Genomic DNA, 17,698 nt, shown 5'->3' with positions numbered 1-17,698 from the left:
AGTGCGATGCGGACTGCGGCCGACCGTACGGCCAGGCGTAGACATGACCACAGCGACGCGGTCGGCCTCTGCTCATTGGTCGGCCGCGCTCGCCGGAAGGAGAAGTGACGTTGTCCGGCTCAACCCCTGAACTGCCAGTCGTGGTGCTCGACGCGCTCACGCCGACGGCTCAGCGCCTGGTCATCAACCGCCGGGGTTCCACGGTCTGGGAGGTGGACAGCCCTCGGGGCCGCTACGCCGTGAAGCTCGGTTATCCGATCGAGGCCACCCCCGACTGGCCCGCCCAGCCCTGGACCGCGCTGGCACCTGCGCGCGAGGGCGCCGTACTGCATCGCCTCGGCTTCGACGAGATCGCCTACGGCGAGTGGGAGCGCGGGACGTGGAACTTCCAGCCGTGGCATGAAGGGCCGGACCTTTACAGGCTCTGGGAGCCCTGCCGCAGGCCAGACTCGGTCGTCGAGCCACACACCAGCGTGGCGCTGGGATGCGTCAAAGCGCTGGCCGAACTCCACGCGAAGGGTTGGGCCCACGGCGATGTGCAGCCCGCCCACTTCATCATCGGCCCGGAACGGACACACCTCATCGACCTCGCCCTTGCCCGGGGCGGGCAGGTTCCCGAGGGGTACGACTTCCCGTTCCGTGGTTGCCTGGTCCACTACGAGGCCCCGGAGATCGCGCGCATGGTGCTCGCCACCGGGCAAGCCGAGCCGACGCCGGAAGCCGACGTATACGCGCTCGGCGCGTCCCTGCTCATCTCCGCCACCGGGTGGCGAGCGGTCGAGTATCCGGACGACGCTCCGCGTCCAGTGCAGCGGGAGGCCGTGGCGAGCGGTCGTCGCCGGTCCGTAAAGGTGCCGGGTGATCTGGGCGCACTGATCGACGCGATGCTCAGCCATGCCCCGGGGGATCGGCCCACGATCTACGAGGTGGGCAAGGCCCTGAGCTGATCCCGAAGCGCTGGGCCCCCGGCGTCGTCCGCATCAAAGACCAACAAGCAAAGACCGGACCACCCTCAGCCTGGACAGCATTCCGAGTGGTCCGGTCACGGAATCCCTGATCAGGACCCTGGTGCCGATGGTACCGGGGCAGTTGGCGTGCTCGGATGCGGGTGCTGCCGCAATACCGGCCTTGAGTTGCGAGTCGGAGGGAGTTCTGACCTGAGCCACCGAAAGTCAGCCACGACGACGGGAACGCCGAACGATCAGCCGCCACGTGTGTTTCCAGCAACCACCCGCCAGCATCAGCCACGCTTCTTCCACGCGTCACGGCCCTCGCGCCAGACGCGTCCTGGGCGTTGTCGACGTAGCTGCCTGACGTCTGGGCCATCCTGCGGCTCTGGGAGTCATTCGGTTGCGGGGCCCTGGCCGGTTGGGCGGTGTGGTCACGTTTGGTCGCTGTCGGCTGGTCCTGGTGCTCGGAGCGACCGGATTGCCTTCTGGTCTTGGTGTCCGCCTTGGCGGTGTTGCGCGCTGAGCGGCTGGGGGCCGCCGGAGCGGTGGCGGAGACATGGAGCGGCGGCGGCCCCTGGCCGCCAGCGCGCGCGGCCCGCCGCAGGCGGGCCGCCTTGATCCAGTAAAGAAACTCTGACAGCAGATCGCCGACAGGAAGGCGGCCGGTCACAGCTGGAAGGGGACAGGCCAGGGCCTCGTCTTCACCACCAAGAACGGGACCCCGATCGAGCCGCGCAACCTGAACCGGTCCTTCGAGGCGTTGTGCGTCCGCGCCGGCGTCCGCAAGGTCCGCTTCCACGACCTACGCCACACCTGCGCGTCCCTGCTCCACGAACAGGGCGCCGACGCTCGAATGATCACGGAGGTCCTGGGCCACAGCTCCATCCGCGTGACGATGGACATCTACACCTTCGTACGGCTCGACTCCCAGCGCTCCGCCTTCGACCGCGTTGGGGACGCGCTCAGGGGTGACGGCAACGATCCGGACGATGACGACGGCGCGGCCGGTGTCCCGGTGGCCATCTGACCCGGCCTGTATCGCCCTCAAAGGCGGTTGCCGTCAAAGACTGCCGTCAACGCAAAAGACAGAGGCCCTGTGGATCACTCCACAGGGCCTCTGATGTGCTGCGCACTCGGCAGGATTCGAACCTGCAACCTTCTGATCCGTAGTCAGATGCTCTATCCGTTAAGCTACGAGTGCTTGTTCTGTTTTTCTTCCCCGCTCCCGGGCCCTTCCGGCCCCGCTCGCGGCGACAGGAAGAACATTACATGACTGCCGCCGTCATGTGAAATCCGTTTGCCCCACCCCTTGTGACCTGCGGAAACGCACTTCCGGGGGGTTCCCGGGGGGAGCCCTGGAAACGGCGAAACCCCGGTCAGGTGGACCGGGGTTTCGTGATCAAGCGCGGAGGCGGAGGGATTTGAACCCTCGATGGGCTTTAAGGCCCAAACCGCATTAGCAGTGCGGCGCCATAGACCGGACTAGGCGACGCCTCCAGCACAACCGCCCGCGCAAGCGCGAGTGGTGCGTGCAGATGATGACACAGCCGAGCGGGGTGTCACCAATCGCCCCCCACGGTACTAGGCAGAAAGGCCGCAGGGCAAAGTGCTGGGCCGCGATCCGCGGGCGGGATCCGGCGGGTGATGATCGGGCGGGCCGTCCCGGCTGCCATCCCGGCCCGTCCCCAGCTCGCCGGCCTGTTTCCCCGGCCCGCTTCCCCAGCTCCCCGGCCCGTCGCCACAGCTCCCCAGCCTGGTTTGCCAGGCCCGGCAAACCAGCCCGTACAGGCTTGAACCCCCCAGCCCCTTCCCCGGTCCCTGGGCCCTCCGTGCCCCTTCCGCGGTCCCTCCTGCCTCAGCTGTCACAGGGGTCGCAAGTCACCGCGCAACCCTCGCGCCCCGCCGCCGTTAGTCACGGCATGATCCAGTTCCTCTCGCGCGGCACGCTCCTCGGTGCCGTCGCCATCCTCGCCACCGCCGTGGCGCCCGTCGCCGCGGACGCGCACGGCCATCCCCCCGTCCCCCGCGGCGACCGGCTCGTCATCACCGTCAGCCATGCGGGGCGCGCCAACGGGACGTACGTGCTGCGGTGCCATCCCGGCCGCGGCAGTCATCCGCACCCGGCCCGCGCGTGCGCCATCCTCGACCGGCGGACCGTCTGGGGCCGGGACCCCTTCGCCCCGGTGCCGCGCGGCAGGCTCTGCACGATGGAGTGCGGCGGCCCGGCCACCGCACGCATCACCGGCACCTGGGCGGGGCGCCCGGTCGACGCGCGGTACGACCGCGGGGACGGCTGTCAGGTCGCCCGGTGGAACGACATGGTGCCCCTGTTGCCGGACGTTCGTTCGTCGGACCGGCCCCGTCGGACCGCGGCCGAGACGGACGAGCGGCACGAGTGAGCCGGGGACCCGCCCGGCGACCTGCGCGGTCACACGTTCTGCGTCACTTCCGCGTGCGACCTCCCACTCATCCGGCACCGCGAGCTGGGCCACTGCCCGTAGACTCCCTCGCGTGACACGCTGCGGGCCGGTTGGCAAGATGGCCTCCGCGGTCGGAAAGGTGCGGTGACAGGGAGGAAGCGTCTCGTGAGCAGCAGGCCATCCCGAGGCGCTGCTCGCCTCGCTGCCATACTGGACGCGCTCCCGGACGCGTTGGTGCTGGTCAACGCGAACGGGACCGTCGTCAACGCCAACACCATCGCCCTGGAGGCCTTCGAGACGCCCGGGACCGCCCTGGTGGGGCGCGGGCTGCTCGATCTGCTGCCGGAGTTCGACTCCCGGCTGATCCCCGGGTCCATGCGGCTGCCCGACTCCGTCGACCAGCAGGGGCGGACCAAGCCGACGCGGATGATCGCCCGGCGGACGGACGGCAGCGAGTTCCCCGTCGAGGTCACGAGCGCCAATCTGGAGGACGGTCGGCAGGCCTACGACGGCCACGGCTACACCGGCGACGAGCTGCTCATGCTCGTCGTCCGCGATCTGTCCGGGACCGTCGACACGGAGGCCGAACTCGCCCGCTCCCAGCGGCAGACCGAGATGATCCTGCGGGCCGCGGCCGAGGGCGTGGTGGGCACGGACACCGACGGGCGGATCGTGCTCGTCAACCCGGCCGCCGCCCAGATCCTCGGATACCGGGCCAGTGACCTCGGCGGCAAGGAGCTGCACACCCTGGTGCTGCACTCCCGGGAGGACGGCTCCCCCTTCCCGTACATGGAGTCGCCGCTGCACGACACGCTGCGCTCCGGACGCAAGCACCGGGTGCGCGGGCAGGTGCTGTGGTCCAAGAGCGGCGACAAGGTGCCGGTCGACCTGACGACCTCGCCGGTGCGCGACGGCGATCAGATCGTGGGCGCCGTGATGACCTTCACCGACCGGCGCCCGTTCGACTCGGTGGTCGCGGAGAAGGACGCGGCCGACCAGCGGCACAAGCAGGAGCTGGAGCGGATCACCAAGGAGCACGAGGAGGAGCTGGAGCGGCTGCGTGAGGAGCACGCCGCCGAGCTCACCGGGCTGCGCGAGCGGCACGCGGAGGAGATCGCGGCCGGTGACGAGCGCTACGCCGCTCTGGGGGAGCGCGCGAAGGACCGTTACGAGGCGCTGACCGCCCGGCACGAGCAACTGCTCGCGGTGCTGGGCCAGTCGCTGCGCGGCCCTCTCGACCAGCTGCGCGGTGAACTGTCCAAGCTCGCCGCGGACGACGCCGGCCAGCTGTGGCCCGAGGCCAACCAGGTGCTGCACCACCTCGCGGCCGGCTACTCACGCATCACCACGCTCGTCGACAACGTCCTCGGCTACCAGCGGCTGGACGCCGGTGAGGACGAGCTCGTACGGACGACCGTCATGCTCGACGCGGTCGTCGCGGCCGGTGTCGACGGCGCGGTCGAACTGATCGGGCCCGGACGGGTGCAGTTCGCCGTGCATGCCCCGCCCATCGAGGCCGAGGTCGACCCGCAACGGCTCGCGCAGGCGCTCGCCCACCTCGTCGCGGACGTCGCGGGCGTCGACTCCACGGGCAACGCGCCCGTCTCGGCGGGCGGTTACATGGACAACACCGTCGTCGTGGCGGCCGCGCAGCGCGGCGAAGTCGTACGGATCGAGGTGCGCGGCCCATATGCCGGGGGAGACCCGGTGCACCAGCCGATCGTCGGCGGCATCGTGCGCGCGCACGGCGGTGTGCTGCAGACGCACGAGGTCCCGGGCATGAGCGGCAGCGCGTATGTGCTGGAGGTGCCGCTCGGCGGCGGCGCCGGCGCGGTCGCGGCGCCTGCGGCCAAGACGCCCGCGGCGGAGCCCGGGGCCGAGGTCGCGCTGCCCGAGCAGGCTGGCGGACGACGGCGGGCCCGCCGGTCGTCCGTGGACGCGTTCCTGGAGAGCGAGGTGGGCGACGGCGCCCCCTCTGCCGATACGGCCCCGGCGGCGCCCACCGGCCGGCGTCGGCGGCGCGCGACGGAGGGGCCCGCCGTCGAGGCCTCGGTTCCGGACCAGGCGACCGCGGACGATGCCGTGGCGGACGCCCCCGCGTCCAGCGGTACGGGACGGCGGCGCGGACGGCCGAGCCCGGCGGAGAGCGACAGCGAGGGCGTGGCCGAGGGATCGGTGGTGACCGCCGCCGAGCACGCCGCCGGGGCCCCGGCCGCCGCCACCGGTCTTCTGGGAGCGGCCGTGCCCCCGCAGGGCGTTCCCGGGCCGACCGGCCGGCGCGCCCGCCGGGAGGTGGAGCCGCAGGCGCTGCCGCCCGCCCTGCCCGCGGCCTCCGGTACGCCGTCCTCGGATGACGCCGAGACCACACCGACCGGGCGCCGACGGCGGGCCCTGGCCGCCGCGAACGAGCGGGCCGCCGCCGCGCATTCCGGTGTCCGGCCGGTGTTCGCGCTGCCGCCCGCGGAGGCCGACCGCATGCCCGAGCCGAACATGGCCGGGCCGAACACGCCCGCGCCCGGCCCGGCCGACGAGGGCCGTCATGACGCGGTGCCGCAGGACCAGGCCGCGGACCACACGCCGCCGCAGCCGCATCCGGTGTCCGTGCCCACAGGCCGCCGTCGTGCCCGCCGGGAGAGCGCGCCCGGGCAGCCGGCGGACGGGGTGGCGGACACCGCCTCGCCGACGACTCCGCAGCGCGTACCGACGCAGATGACGCCTTCGCAGGGCGTACCGGCGCAGATGACACCTCCCCCGGCAGTGCCTGCCCAGCTGACGCCTCCGCAGGGCGTGCCCGCGCAGTTGGCGCCCGCCACGCCTGCCCAGGCGGCTCCCGCGCAGGAGAGCCCGCAGCCCCTCCCGGCGCCGCACATGCCTGTCCCGGCACAGGGCCTGCCCGCCCCCGCGGCGGCCGCGGGGGCCGTTCCCCCGCAGGGACTTCCGGCTCGGAGCGCGCCCGGCGGCCAGGCGATGCCCGGACAGCCGGTGGCCGCGCGGACGGCTCCCGGTCGGCCCGCCCCCGGTGTCGCTCGGCCCCTTCCCGGACAGCCCGTCCCCGCGCCGCAGCCCGCGGCCCAGACGCAGCCCGGCCCGCAGCAGCCCGGCCCGCAGCCGGTGCCCCCGCAGGGCAGCCCGGCGGGCGGTGTTCCCACGGCGGCCACGCCCGCGCCGGGCACTCCGGTCCCCCCGCAGGCCGCCCAGCCGGGGCCCTGGCCCCGTTCCGGTGAGACCTCCGGCGCCGGGATGCCCGTACCGGCGCCGACCCCCTCGGCGGGCACCCCGCTGCCTCCCGAGCGTGGCGCCCGGCCGCGGACCGCTCAGCCGCTGCCCGCCGAGGCCGCCGCGCCCGTCGACCCCAACTCGACGCAGGGACGGGCGATCAGTGTTCGGACGCTGGGGCAGGGGGTGCCCTTCGCCCGTCGGGGAGCGCAGCCGCAAGCCCAGCCTTCCACTCAGTCGCCGACGCCTCCCCCGCACCAGTCGAACGGCGCGGGGCGTCGCCGCAAGCTCGGTACGCGTCCCGAACCTGCGGGCGAGCGGCCGGAGTCGGGGGCGCGCGCGCATCCGCAGGCCGCATCCGCTCAGCCCTCCCTGGCCGGTCAGGGCCGCCTGGCCCCGGCCACCGAGGGCGCCGGGCGGTCGTACGCCATAGGGGCTCCGGACGAGAACGCGGCCGAAGGTCCCGAGCCGCTCGACGGTCCCGGCGGTGCCGTGGAGATCGCCGACCAGCCCCAGGCCCGGCCGATGGACGACGAGCTGCCGCCGGAGCCACTCGACAACCCGCGTCGGCTGCTCGTATGGCCCGCGCCGGACGTGACGACCCAGCAAGCGCTCAGCGACCGCGGCTACCGGCCCGTCATCGTCAACTCCCGTGAGGAGGTCGACGCGCAGATCGCCGCCTTCCCGGCCGCCCTCTTCGTCGACCCGCTCACCGGCCCCATCACGCGGACCGCGCTCCAGTCGCTGCGCCAGGCGGCGGTGGCCGCCGAGGTCCCCGTGCTGGTCACGGCGGGCCTCGGTCAGGCGACGCGCGAGGCGGCGTACGGCGCCGACCCGGCCGTACTGCTGAAGGCGCTCGCCCCGCGCGATTCCGAGCAGCACCCACCGCGTGTCCTGCTCATCGAGGAGCACGCGGAGATCGCGCTCGCGCTCACGGCAACGCTTGAGCGGCGCGGCATGCAGGTCGCGCGGGCCGCGTCGGACGCGGACGCGGTCACGCTGGCCGCGCAGATGCGGCCGAACCTCGTGGTGATGGACCTGATGCAGATACACCGCCGTCAGGCCGGAGTCGTCGACTGGCTGCGCGCGAACAACCTGCTCAACCGCACCCCGCTCGTCGTCTACACCGCTGCCGTCGACCAGGCGGATCTGCCCCGGCTGGTCTCCGGGGAGACGGTCCTGTTCCTGGCGGAGCGCTCGACGAGCGCCGAGGTGCAGGAGCGGATCGTGGATCTGCTGGCGCGAATCGGCACGAACTGAGCCCGCCCCAAGGGGATTTGCCAGCTCATACGCTGCGGGGGCGCTGTTTCACGTGAAACAGCGCCCCAACATGCCGGGAACGGCCTTAGATGTGCGTGACGTCCAACTCGCCCTCCGCGTACTGCCGGCGCAGCACCTTCTTGTCGAACTTGCCGACGCTCGTCTTGGGCACCGCCTCGACGATCGTCCAGCGCTCGGGAAGCTGCCACTTGGCGATCTTGGCTTCCTCGGCGAGGAATGATCGGAGGGTGGCGAAGTCGGCGGTGGCGCCCGCCTTCAGCACCACGGTGGCAAGCGGCCGTTCGCCCCACTTGTCGTCCGGCACGGCCACGACGGCGGCCTCGGCGACATCCGGATGGGACATCAGAGCGTTCTCCAGGTCGACGGAGGAGATCCACTCGCCGCCGGACTTGATGACGTCCTTGGCGCGATCGGTGAGGGTGAGGAAGCCATCGGGGCTGATGGTGCCGACGTCACCGGTCTTGAGCCAGCCGTCCTCGCTGAACTTGTCGGCGGGACGCAGGGGTTCGTTGTCCGGGCCGTTGTAGTAGGCGCCCGCGATCCATGGTCCGCGCACCTCCAGCTCGCCCGCGGACTCACCGTCCCAGGGGAGCCGTTCGCCGCCGGGGCCGGTGAGGCGGGCCTCGACGCCGGCCGGGAAGCGGCCCTGGGTGAGACGGTAAGCGAACTCCTCGTCGGTGCCCATCACGTGGGCCGGGGGCCGGGCGACGGTGCCGAGCGGGGAGGTCTCCGTCATGCCCCAGGCGTGGCAGACGCGCATGCCGAGCTTGTCGAAGGCCTCCATGAGCGAGGGCGGACAGGCCGAGCCGCCGATGGTGACCTGGGTGAGGGTCGAGACGTCGCGGGGCCGGGCGGTCAGCTCGGCGAGCAGGCCCTGCCAGATGGTGGGAACGGCGGCGGCGTGCGTGGGCCGCTCGCTCTCGATCATTTCGGCGAGCGGCGCGGGCTGCAGGAAGCGGTCCGGCATCAGCATGTTCACGCCGGTCATGAAGGTGGCGTGCGGCAGGCCCCAGGCGTTGACGTGGAACTGAGGGACCACGATCAACGAGGTGTCCTGGTCGGTCAGGCCCATCGACTGGGCCATGTTGACCTGCATGGAGTGCAGATAGATCGAACGGTGGCTGTAGACCACGCCCTTGGGGTCGCCCGTGGTGCCGGAGGTGTAACACATGGCGGCGGCCTGGCGTTCGTCGATCTCCGGCCAGTCGAACGTCGTGGGCTTGCCCGCGATCAGCTCCTCGTACTCGTGGACCCGCGCACGGGCGCCCGCGAGCGGGGAGCGGTCACCGGGGCCGGAGACGACGATGTGCTCGACCGTCGGCAGCTTGGGCAGCAGCGGCGCGAGCAGGGGGATCAGCGAGCCATTGACGAGGATCACGCGGTCGGCGGCGTGGTTGACGATCCACGCCAGCTGTTCGGCGGGCAACCGCAGATTGAGCGTGTGCAGCACCGCGCCCATGGCGGGAATCGCGAAGTACGCCTCGACATGCTCGGCGTTGTTCCACATCAGCGTCGCGACCCGGTCGTCGTCACGGATGCCGAGGTCGTCGCGCAGGGCGTTCGCGAGCTGTACCGCACGGGCACCCGCCTCGGCGAAGCTGCGCCGCTGCGGCTCGCCCTCCCCGGTCCAGGTGATGATCTGGGACCGTCCGTGCACCAGCACCCCATGTACGAGGATGCGGGTGACGGTCAGCGGTACGTCCTGCATGGTGCTCTGCACGGCGTCCTCCCGGGGCGACGTTGCCTACGCGGTAGTAGGGGGGTTCCGCTGATTCTGCGCACATACCGCTTGGTATGTCACTAGGGCCCGGCATGATCGATCAGGGCACAGGCCGGACGACTAGCGCACCGGCTCCAGTTCGGGGTCGTCGCGGAGCTTGCCCAGGGCCCGGGAGACCGCCGACTTGACCGTGCCGATGGAGACGCCGAGCACCTCCGCCGTCTGAGCCTCGCTCAGGTCCTCGTAGTACCGCAGGACCACCATCGCCCGCTGACGCGCGGGCAGTTTCATGATCGCACGCCACATGGCGTCGTGGAGCGCCTGCTCCTCGGCCGGATCCGCGGAGGGCGTCCCCTCCGGCTCGGGCAGTTCGTCGCAGACGAACTCGTCGACCTTGCGCTTGCGCCACTGGGAGGTCCGCGTGTTCAGCAGCGCCCGGCGTACATACCCGTCGAGCGCGCGATGGTCCTCGATCCGCTCCCAGGCGACATAGGTCTTCGCCAGTGCGGTCTGCAGCAGGTCCTCCGCGTCGCTCGGATTCGCGGTCAGCGACCGGGCGGTGCGCAGCAGCACCGGCTGGCGCGCCTTCACGTACGACGAGAACGACGGGTACGGAAGGGTCTGCCTCGCTGACGTAACGGCGTTCGAAGCGCTGGCGCAGACGGGTGTGGTCATGGCTCCACGCTAGGTTCGGCCCCTGTTCCGGCGGATCGCCCGCAGGTCCCGAAGCGGTCTCCGCCTCAGGTTGTATGCGGGGTGCCACCTCCACCTCCTGAAGGTGGACGATCCTGTACGCCCGCCTGAGGGTTCACCCCTGAGGGACGAGTACCGGGGCGGTACTGGGCAACGCCCTTCATCCGTCCGCTGTCAGGATCAGGCCGGAGGTGGGGACGCCGGTTCCCGCGGTGACCAGGGTGCGCGCGGCGCCCGGTATCTGGTTGACGGCCGTACCGCGCAGTTGGCGTACCGCCTCCGCGATCCCGTTCATCCCGTGCAGATACGCCTCTCCCAGCTGCCCCCCATGGGTGTTCAGCGGCAGTCGTCCCGCGGCCACGAAATCGGCCGCCGCGCCCGGCTCGCAGAACCCGAACTCCTCCAGTTGCATCAGCACGAACGGGGTGAAGTGGTCGTAGAGGATGCCCACGTCGATGTCCGCGGGTCCCATGCCCGACGTCCGCCACAGCTGACGGGCCACCACGCCCATCTCCGGCAGCCCGGTCAGGTCGTCCCGGTAGAAGCTGGTCATCTGCTCCTGTGCGCGGCCCGCTCCCTGGGCCGCGGCCGTGACCACCACGGGCAGGCGCGGCAGGTCACGCGCCCGCTGCACGGTGGTGACCACCAGCGCCTGGCCGCCGTCCGTCTCCTGGCAGCAGTCGAGCAGCCGCAGCGGCTCCACGATCCAACGCGAGGCCGCGTGGTCGGCGAGCGTGATGGGTCTGCCGTGGAAGTACGCCGCCGGGTTCGTCGCCGCGTACCCGCGGTCCACGACGGCCACATGGCCGAACGCCTCGGGCGTCTGCCCGTACACGTGCAGATACCGCCGGGCCGCCATCGCCACCCAGGACGCCGGGGTGAGCAGCCCGAACGGCAGGTTCCAGCCGAGCGCCGTGCCCTCCGCCGACGGCTCGCGGTGCTGCACCCCGGAGCCGAAGCGGCGGCCCGAGCGTTCGTTGAACGCGCGGTAGCAGACCACGACCTCGGCCACCCCGGCCGCCACCGCGAGCGCGGCCTGCTGGACCGTGGCACAGGCCGCCCCGCCGCCGTAGTGGATCCGGGAGAAGAAGGAGAGCTCGCCGATCCCGGCCGCCTGGGCCACGGTGATCTCCGGACTGGTGTCCATCGTGAAGGTGACCATGCCGTCCACGTCGGAGGGCCGCAGCCCCGCGTCGTCCAGCGCGGCCCGCACCGCCTCCGCCGCCAGCCGCAGCTCGCTGCGCCCCGAGTCCTTGGAGAACTCGGTGGCCCCGATCCCGACGACCGCGGCCCGTCCGCCGAGGGCGTCCTTCGTCCGCAGGCTCATCCGGCACTCCCGCCCGGGACGCAGACGGTGACCGTGCCCGTGACGTGCCGGCCGATGCCGTTCGCCCCGACCACCCGCACCGTGGCCGTCTCTCCGTCGACCGACTCGACCGTGCCGGTCAGCACCATCGTGTCGCCCGGGTGGTTGGGCGCACCGAGCCGTATGGCCACCTTGCGCAGGACCGCGTCCGGGCCGAAGTGGTCCGTGACGTACCGCCCGACCAGACCGTTGGTGGTCAGGATGTTCATGAAGATGTCGGGTGAGCCCTTCTGCCGGGCCAGCTCCGCGTCGTGGTGCACATCCTGGTAGTCGCGGGACGCGATCGCCCCGGCCACGATCAGCGTGCGGGTGATCTCGATCTCCAGCGGCGGCAGCTCCGTCCCCGCCCGCACCGCACCGGCCCCCGCTCCACCGGCCCTCATTCGGCCCCCTCTGGGTTCGTGATCGACTCCCCCGGCTCCCGCGGCACTTCGCTCCCGCGGCCCGGGACGGGCGTCCCGTTGCCCTGTCACTCCTCGCCGCCCCCGTCCCGGGCCCGGAACACCGGAAGCTCCAGCTCGTCGTCGTACCGCACGAAGTCAAGGCGTACGGGCATGCCGATGCGCACCTTGTCGTACGGCACCCCGATCACGTTGCTGACCATCCGCACGCCCTCCGCCAGCTCGATCAGACCGACCGCGTAGGGAGGGGCGAAGGCGGGGAAGGGCGGGTGGTGCACGACGACGTACGAGTAGACCGTCCCCTCGCCGCTCGCCTCGACCGTGTCCCACTCCGGCGAGCCGCACGCGCCGCACCCCGGGAGCCAGGGGAAGCGCGGGGTGCCGCAGTCCGTGCACCGCTGGATCAGCAGCCGGTGCCGGCGCACGCCCTCCCAGAACCCGGCGTTGTCCCGGTTGATCACCGGGCGGGGCCTTCTGCCGCCGGGCTTCACGCGCGTGGGTGCGTACTTGAGGATCCGGAACCGGTGGGTGCCCACGGGCTCGCCGTCCGCCCGTACGTCCATGCGTGTCGTCACGAAGTAGCCCGTGCCGAGCTTGGTCCGCTTGCGGTCGGAGACCGACTCGATCACCGCGTCGAAGGTGACCTCGTCGCCGGGCCGCAGCGGACGCAGATACTCCTGCTCGCAGTCGGTGGCGACGACCGCTGTGCAGCCTGCCTCGTCGAGCAGTCGCAACAGCTCGTCGTACGCCTCCGTGCGGCCCGTATGGCCGGAGAGGCCGCCCATGGTCCAGACCTGGAGCATCGTGGGCGGGGCGATCGCGTCCGGGCCGGTGTACGCGGGGTTGGTGTCGCCCATCGCCTCGCACCAGTGCCGGATCATGGGCCCGTTGACCGGGTCCTTCCCGACGCCCGTCACCGCGACCGGCCGGCCCTCGTACCCCTTCAGCCGCGCCGTGAACGCCTCCAGGCCCTCGGCGCTCATGGCCACCCCCCTCCGCATCCCGAACCACGTCGTCGCGACGATCCGTTTCTGACTGTCCGTCAGGTAACGGGCCACTGTCAAGACCGGCCGAAAACGACCGCGCGGCGGCACCGAAGTGCCGCCGCGCGGATGTGTGATGACCCGGAAAGCGCACCCTGCAGGGGAGTTCAGGGCCGATGGCGGCGCATCGGCCCCTCGCTCACCACAGCCTGGTGAAGTTGACGGACACGTTCTCGTTGCGCTGGTCGATGGCCGTGAACACGGAACCGTTCACCTGAGCGGTGTTGCTCTGGTTCGAGGCGCGGGAGCCGACCGCCTGTTGCTGCGTGGTGGACGAGTTGCCGTTGTTGTCGTGCCCGACCCCGCTGCCGAAGATACTCCCGGCCGCCGCGTTCGATCCGTCGTCCGCGAACGCGCCGTTGTCCGCCGAGGCGACACCCGTGAAGAGGGCGGCCGTGAGGGGCAGAGCCGCGACGGTGGCGAGGACGCGGGCAGTACGGATGCTTGCCATGTGTTTCCTCCAGGACCCGGTACGCGCCCGCCTCGCGGCCGGAACGTACCTGAAGTAGGACTTGTACCAAGGCAGTTGGCCGACCGCCTCGAACGGTTCACGACGTCGCGCCTTCAGAGTTGCCCACCGAATCCCGACGAATCACACCGGACGTAGCGATTCGCCCGCAAGCGTGAGGATGTATCGATAAACCCCTTTCACGACACTTATGCATCGCGCGACAACGCCCAGAACCTCCTCGAAGCCCCTTCCTATTTTCGAACGTACGTACGAACATAGAGGCATGGCCACCACCGACCGGCAGGCCACCACTCTGGCCCTGGCCCACGCCCTGTCCGCCGCGGAGCGCGGACTGGCGGTGATCCCGCTGTCCCGCACGAAGCTGCCGGCCCTGCGCTCCCCCCACCGCGAGGACCCCGAGCCGAGAGGACCCGCCTGTCACGGCGAGTGCGGCCGCTTCGGACACGGGGTGTACGACGCCTCCACCGACCCCCGCCGCATCCGCGAACTGTTCGCCGCCGCGCCCTGGGCCACCGGCTACGGCATCGCCTGCGGCCTGCACCCCCACCATCTGATCGGCATCGACCTGGACACCAAGTCCACGACCGACTCCTCGGCGGCGCTGCGCGAGCTGGCGCTGCGCCACCTGTTCACCATCCCCGAGACAGTGGTGGTGCTGACCCCGAGCGGCGGCCGTCATCTGTGGCTGAGCGGCCCGCCGCACGTCGTCGTACCGAACTCGGCGAGCCGCCTGGCTCCCGGGATCGACGTCCGGGGCGCCGGGGGCTATCTGGTCGGCCCCGGCTCACGCACCGAACACGGCGTGTACAGCACGGCGCCGGGCACCGCCCATCTGGCGCCCGCACCCTGCCCGCCGACCCTGCTGCGCCTGCTCACGCCTCCGCGGCACACCCGCCACCCCACACCCTCCTCGACCGGCCGGCACGGCCAGGGGCTGATCCAGTTCGTACTCGCCGCGCACGAGGGCCAGCGCAACACCCGGCTCTTCTGGGCCGCCTGCCGGGCGTACGAGAACGGCTTCGGCCCCGACCTGGCCCCCGCCCTGGTCGAGGCTGCGATCCGTACCGGCCTCACGGAACGCGAGGCCCGCTCGACGATCGCGTCGGCGGCACGGATGACGGGGCAGCGACCGTGACGCGGGCGAACAGCGGCTGCGCCGCGGAGCCAGTAGCTACTGTGCCTCGGAGCCAGTAGCGACTGTGCCGTGGAGCCGGTAGCGACTGTGCCGCGGAGCCGGTAGCGACTGTGCCGTGGAGCCAACCTAGCGACTGTGCCGTGGAGCCGGTGGCGAATCCGCAAGCGCCGATACGGCGCCGCGCCGAGAAATAGACAGCTTCACCCGCACGGCGTATCAAGGAAGTGAAAGGTCGCACGACGGAACTCAGCTCCGCGGTCACCGCGGTCGACCATCCGGCCCCGAGAGCAATCTGACGCCGGACCAGTTCACCGGACCAGTTCACATGGCCGGAGATGACGCCATGGTCGGCCCCGAACAGAGGAGCGGCAATGTTCGCCAAACGCCTTGTCACGGCTCTCGTCATTCCGGCCGCTGCGGCGTCCGGTCTTGCCTTCTCGACAGTCGCTGCCCAGCCGGCTTCGGCAAGTGCCGCGAAGGCCGCACACTCGGCCGTCGCGCAGACGACGGATCCACCCCGCCCCGAGCCGACTCCGTACGCGCGCGGGTACCGGGACGGCTATCGGACCGGATATCCGGACGGCAGCGGCAGCTGCGAACGCGCGTACGGCCAAACCGTCTCCGAAGGCAATCCGTACGCCATCAGCCCGTACGACCGCGGGTACGCGGACGGTTACAGCACGGGATTCCGCGCAGGGGTCGAGGATCACTGCTGAGCCCTTGCATCGCATTGCAGCGTCATCCCACGCCTTCACCTTCCCCAGTGGGGCACCTCCCGGTATGCGGCTAGCGTGGAATACGGAGATCCAGCGGATACCCGCCACCGGCCGACGAAACGGGATGAGACATGACCGCGCGAGCAAGTACGACAGACCCCGACACGGCGCCCACCGGTGCGTCCACTCCGACCACGAGGCCCCACGCACCCCGCGCCGCGGTCGAACGCGTCGTCGCGAGCAATACGGTAACCGTCCGCATAGGCGACCTGCGGCTCGAATTGCCGCCCAAGGACCAGCTCGCCTACTTCGCGGGCCTCGGCGTCCTCACTGTGCTCGACCTCATCGAATGGCCGGTAGCGCTCGCCATAGCCGTCGGTCACGAACTGGCCCGCAGCCACCACGCCAAAACGCTGCGCGAGTTCGGGGAGGCGCTGGAAGCAGCGTGAACCGCCACTGCGCCCGCGGTCGAAATGCGGCGTTGCCAGAGGTGGCGGATCCCGACGACGCATCAGGTAGCCGTCAGGCAGCCATCACCGCCTTCGGCAGCGCAGCCACCGCGCAGTGAGGGTGGCGGTTAACCACCTTGCCCTGGAACCCTACTCCCCGCTGCTCTGCCTTCTCCCCTTGCCGGAGCGCCTGACCAGCTCGCCCGCGACAAGGGTTGCGGTAGCCATGGCGCGCACCCACCGAGGACCACCGCGGGCCGCCCACACCACCGCGCCGCATCCGGCCACCGTGAGCACCAGGACCACGCCGAGCAGCGGGTGCCCTTCTCTTGAAGCGCACCCCGAGGACGGTTCCCGGCGCGTTGGCGCGCAAATTCGAACACGTGATTGAATTTGGCCATGCGACCGTTTCCCGACGACCTCGTCCAGGCGCAGCAGGACTGGAGCGTCACCTACCGGCGGCTCGCCGCACATCCAGGCCGGACCGAGCTGCGCCGCCGTTTGTACCGGTTGTCGACTGCGGTGCTCTTCCATCCGTATTGGCGGGAGTGCGGCCGTACTCCCGCAGCGTAGTGGGAGCTGCGCAACCTCGGGCGGGGAGGAGGGGGCTGAGGGTGACGGGCTTCATCCCGCCCGGGGACCCGGGGACGGTGCTGTCCGAGATGCCGCCTGATGCGCCCAGGCTCCGGGTGATCCTTGCATTCCTTGCACAACAGATCGCCGAGAACGAGGCCGTCGGCACCCTTGCGCCTCCAGCGCGATGCCGTACGCACGGCGCTTACCCGCACCGAAAGGCGGCCGGCCTCCCACAGCCACGGCCGGAGCCACCGCAGCAGCGTCACGCCGCCCTGCCCTCCTTCGCACCCAACCGGAGCCAACGCCGGTCAGCGGGCACCTCCGACCCGATCAAGGCTCACGAGGCCCGCGTAGCCATGACAGATCCGAACATCGAGCCGTGCGGGTTCTGCCGCCCGGACAGCGAGCTGGGGATCCTGGACTAGGTGTCTCGCAGGCCTTGGCGCTTCAGCAAAGCTGATTGAAGCACTCTCCGTCAGCCGACAGAGCTCTCAGCCGAGGTGCTGGCGAGTCCCACCCCCAGCGCGACCTCGTGAGTGAGGTCGTGAGCGGTGTGGGCTCGCAACTTCGTTACCCCCCGGGCCAGTACGAGCAGAGCATTCCGCCCGCGTCACGCGGGCACGAGCGCGCGCGACCTGCGTCAGGCCGGAGGCACTTGTTGGCTCTGCCTGGGATGCGGGCGCGGGTCCAACCCCGGGTCTCTCTTGTCGAGGTGCGCCGACTGAGCACCCGTCATGTGTGATTCCAGCAATCCTGCGCTGGCCTCAGCCACGCTTCTTCCATGCGCCACGGGCCGCACCTCGGTCCGGCCTGTGGTGCGTTGCCGAAGCGGCATGTCAACTGGGCTGGGACTCTGATTCTGCGGCCCATGCGGCGTCGAGGCGGTGGTGCTCGGGGGTGGCGCGGTCGGGCTTGGTGGAGGCAGGACTGGCTCTGGTGTTCGGAGTGACTCGGGATGCTTCTGCGGGAAACCGCGGGGAACCACGGTGACCGACGGACACCGCGCAACGAGACGGCCCCCGACCGTATCGCCTGGTCAGGAGCCGTTCTCGCTAGCGGTGGGTGTGGGATTTGAACCCACGGTGACATCGCTGCCACGACGGTTTTCAAGACCGTTCCCTTAGGCCGCTCGGGCAACCCACCTCGTCCCCGCCCACCTGGGACGGAGCGGGTACAGCGTACCGGCCCTGGGGCATCCGCGGGGGCCGTGGTCCACACGGGGTCCACCGGCCCTTGATCCGTACGATCGGGCTGCACACC

15 protein-coding genes and 3 tRNA genes are annotated in these 17,698 nt (G+C 71.2%); 9 read left to right on the top strand and 9 right to left on the bottom strand.

Going from position 1 to position 17,698, the window contains the following annotated elements:
• Nucleotides 1-110: 110 nt before the first annotated feature.
• Nucleotides 111-947, top strand: a complete 837-nt coding sequence (locus tag ASC56_RS26390) for a protein kinase (protein ID WP_055494034.1) — start codon at nt 111-113, stop codon at nt 945-947.
• A 646-nt stretch (nt 948-1,593) separates the two neighbouring features.
• Nucleotides 1,594-1,977 carry a tyrosine-type recombinase/integrase gene (locus ASC56_RS26385; RefSeq protein WP_079102709.1) on the top strand — a complete coding sequence of 128 codons (384 nt, stop codon included), beginning with the start codon at nt 1,594-1,596 and terminating at the stop codon, nt 1,975-1,977.
• A 101-nt stretch (nt 1,978-2,078) separates the two neighbouring features.
• On the opposite strand, the gene ASC56_RS26380 is transcribed toward ASC56_RS26385, so the two are convergent.
• Both ASC56_RS26380 and ASC56_RS26375 read right to left on the bottom strand, forming a co-directional pair.
• A tRNA-Arg gene (locus ASC56_RS26380) sits at nt 2,079-2,151 on the bottom strand.
• 205 nt (nt 2,152-2,356) lie between these two features.
• Nucleotides 2,357-2,447, bottom strand: a tRNA-Ser gene (locus ASC56_RS26375).
• A 422-nt stretch (nt 2,448-2,869) separates the two neighbouring features.
• Here ASC56_RS26375 and ASC56_RS26370 point away from each other — a divergent pair.
• Together ASC56_RS26370 and ASC56_RS26365 are read left to right on the top strand one after the other, a co-directional pair.
• A complete protein-coding gene (locus ASC56_RS26370) occupies nt 2,870-3,349 on the top strand; it encodes an SSI family serine proteinase inhibitor (protein WP_055494032.1) in 480 nt (159 codons plus the stop codon).
• A 186-nt stretch (nt 3,350-3,535) separates the two neighbouring features.
• Nucleotides 3,536-7,846: a PAS domain-containing protein gene (locus ASC56_RS26365; protein ID WP_079102708.1), complete on the top strand. Its 4,311-nt coding sequence runs from the start codon at nt 3,536-3,538 to the stop codon at nt 7,844-7,846.
• 85 nt (nt 7,847-7,931) lie between these two features.
• On the opposite strand, the gene ASC56_RS26360 is transcribed toward ASC56_RS26365, so the two are convergent.
• The 6 genes from ASC56_RS26360 to ASC56_RS26335 form a co-directional block, all read right to left on the bottom strand.
• Nucleotides 7,932-9,587 (bottom strand): long-chain fatty acid--CoA ligase, encoded by a 1,656-nt coding sequence (locus ASC56_RS26360; protein WP_055494030.1) that lies wholly within the window; start codon nt 9,585-9,587, stop codon nt 7,932-7,934.
• 120 nt (nt 9,588-9,707) lie between these two features.
• Nucleotides 9,708-10,262 carry a SigE family RNA polymerase sigma factor gene (locus tag ASC56_RS26355; protein WP_055494029.1) on the bottom strand — a complete coding sequence of 185 codons (555 nt, stop codon included), beginning with the start codon at nt 10,260-10,262 and terminating at the stop codon, nt 9,708-9,710.
• Between the two features lie 178 nt (nt 10,263-10,440).
• Nucleotides 10,441-11,607 carry a lipid-transfer protein gene (locus tag ASC56_RS26350; protein ID WP_055494028.1) on the bottom strand — a complete coding sequence of 389 codons (1,167 nt, stop codon included), beginning with the start codon at nt 11,605-11,607 and terminating at the stop codon, nt 10,441-10,443.
• Entirely contained in the window at nt 11,604-11,999 is a 396-nt protein-coding gene (locus ASC56_RS26345) for a MaoC family dehydratase (RefSeq protein ID WP_199836072.1), read from the bottom strand. Before ASC56_RS26345 ends, ASC56_RS26350 begins: the two co-directional genes overlap by 4 nt.
• Nucleotides 12,000-12,115: 116 nt before the next feature.
• Nucleotides 12,116-13,030, bottom strand: a complete 915-nt coding sequence (locus tag ASC56_RS26340; protein ID WP_055494026.1) for a bifunctional MaoC family dehydratase N-terminal/OB-fold nucleic acid binding domain-containing protein — start codon at nt 13,028-13,030, stop codon at nt 12,116-12,118.
• Between the two features lie 199 nt (nt 13,031-13,229).
• A complete protein-coding gene (locus tag ASC56_RS26335; protein ID WP_055494025.1) occupies nt 13,230-13,541 on the bottom strand; it encodes a hypothetical protein in 312 nt (103 codons plus the stop codon).
• Nucleotides 13,542-13,824: 283 nt separating this feature from the next.
• On the opposite strand from ASC56_RS26335, the gene ASC56_RS26330 reads away from it, so the two are divergent.
• The 5 genes from ASC56_RS26330 (at nt 13,825) to ASC56_RS43165 (ending at nt 16,863) form a co-directional block, all read left to right on the top strand.
• The gene (locus ASC56_RS26330; protein WP_055494024.1) at nt 13,825-14,697 is read left to right on the top strand and encodes a bifunctional DNA primase/polymerase; all 873 of its coding nucleotides are present in this window, start codon (nt 13,825-13,827) and stop codon (nt 14,695-14,697) included.
• A 371-nt stretch (nt 14,698-15,068) separates the two neighbouring features.
• A complete protein-coding gene (locus ASC56_RS26325; RefSeq protein ID WP_055494023.1) occupies nt 15,069-15,413 on the top strand; it encodes a hypothetical protein in 345 nt (114 codons plus the stop codon).
• 131 nt (nt 15,414-15,544) lie between these two features.
• Nucleotides 15,545-15,862: a hypothetical protein gene (locus tag ASC56_RS26320; RefSeq protein ID WP_055494022.1), complete on the top strand. Its 318-nt coding sequence runs from the start codon at nt 15,545-15,547 to the stop codon at nt 15,860-15,862.
• A 399-nt stretch (nt 15,863-16,261) separates the two neighbouring features.
• A complete protein-coding gene (locus ASC56_RS39980; protein ID WP_199836069.1) occupies nt 16,262-16,435 on the top strand; it encodes a hypothetical protein in 174 nt (57 codons plus the stop codon).
• Between the two features lie 89 nt (nt 16,436-16,524).
• Nucleotides 16,525-16,863: a DUF6233 domain-containing protein gene (locus ASC56_RS43165; protein ID WP_371330292.1), complete on the top strand. Its 339-nt coding sequence runs from the start codon at nt 16,525-16,527 to the stop codon at nt 16,861-16,863.
• Between the two features lie 631 nt (nt 16,864-17,494).
• On the opposite strand, the gene ASC56_RS26310 is transcribed toward ASC56_RS43165, so the two are convergent.
• Nucleotides 17,495-17,581: transfer RNA gene (locus tag ASC56_RS26310), tRNA-Ser, on the bottom strand.
• Nucleotides 17,582-17,698 lie beyond the last annotated feature (117 nt).

The sequence above is a fragment of the Streptomyces sp. TP-A0356 genome (genome assembly GCF_001417775.1).
GTDB lineage: Bacteria > Actinomycetota > Actinomycetes > Streptomycetales > Streptomycetaceae > Streptomyces.
This window is presented reverse-complemented; position numbering and strand designations above follow the sequence as displayed.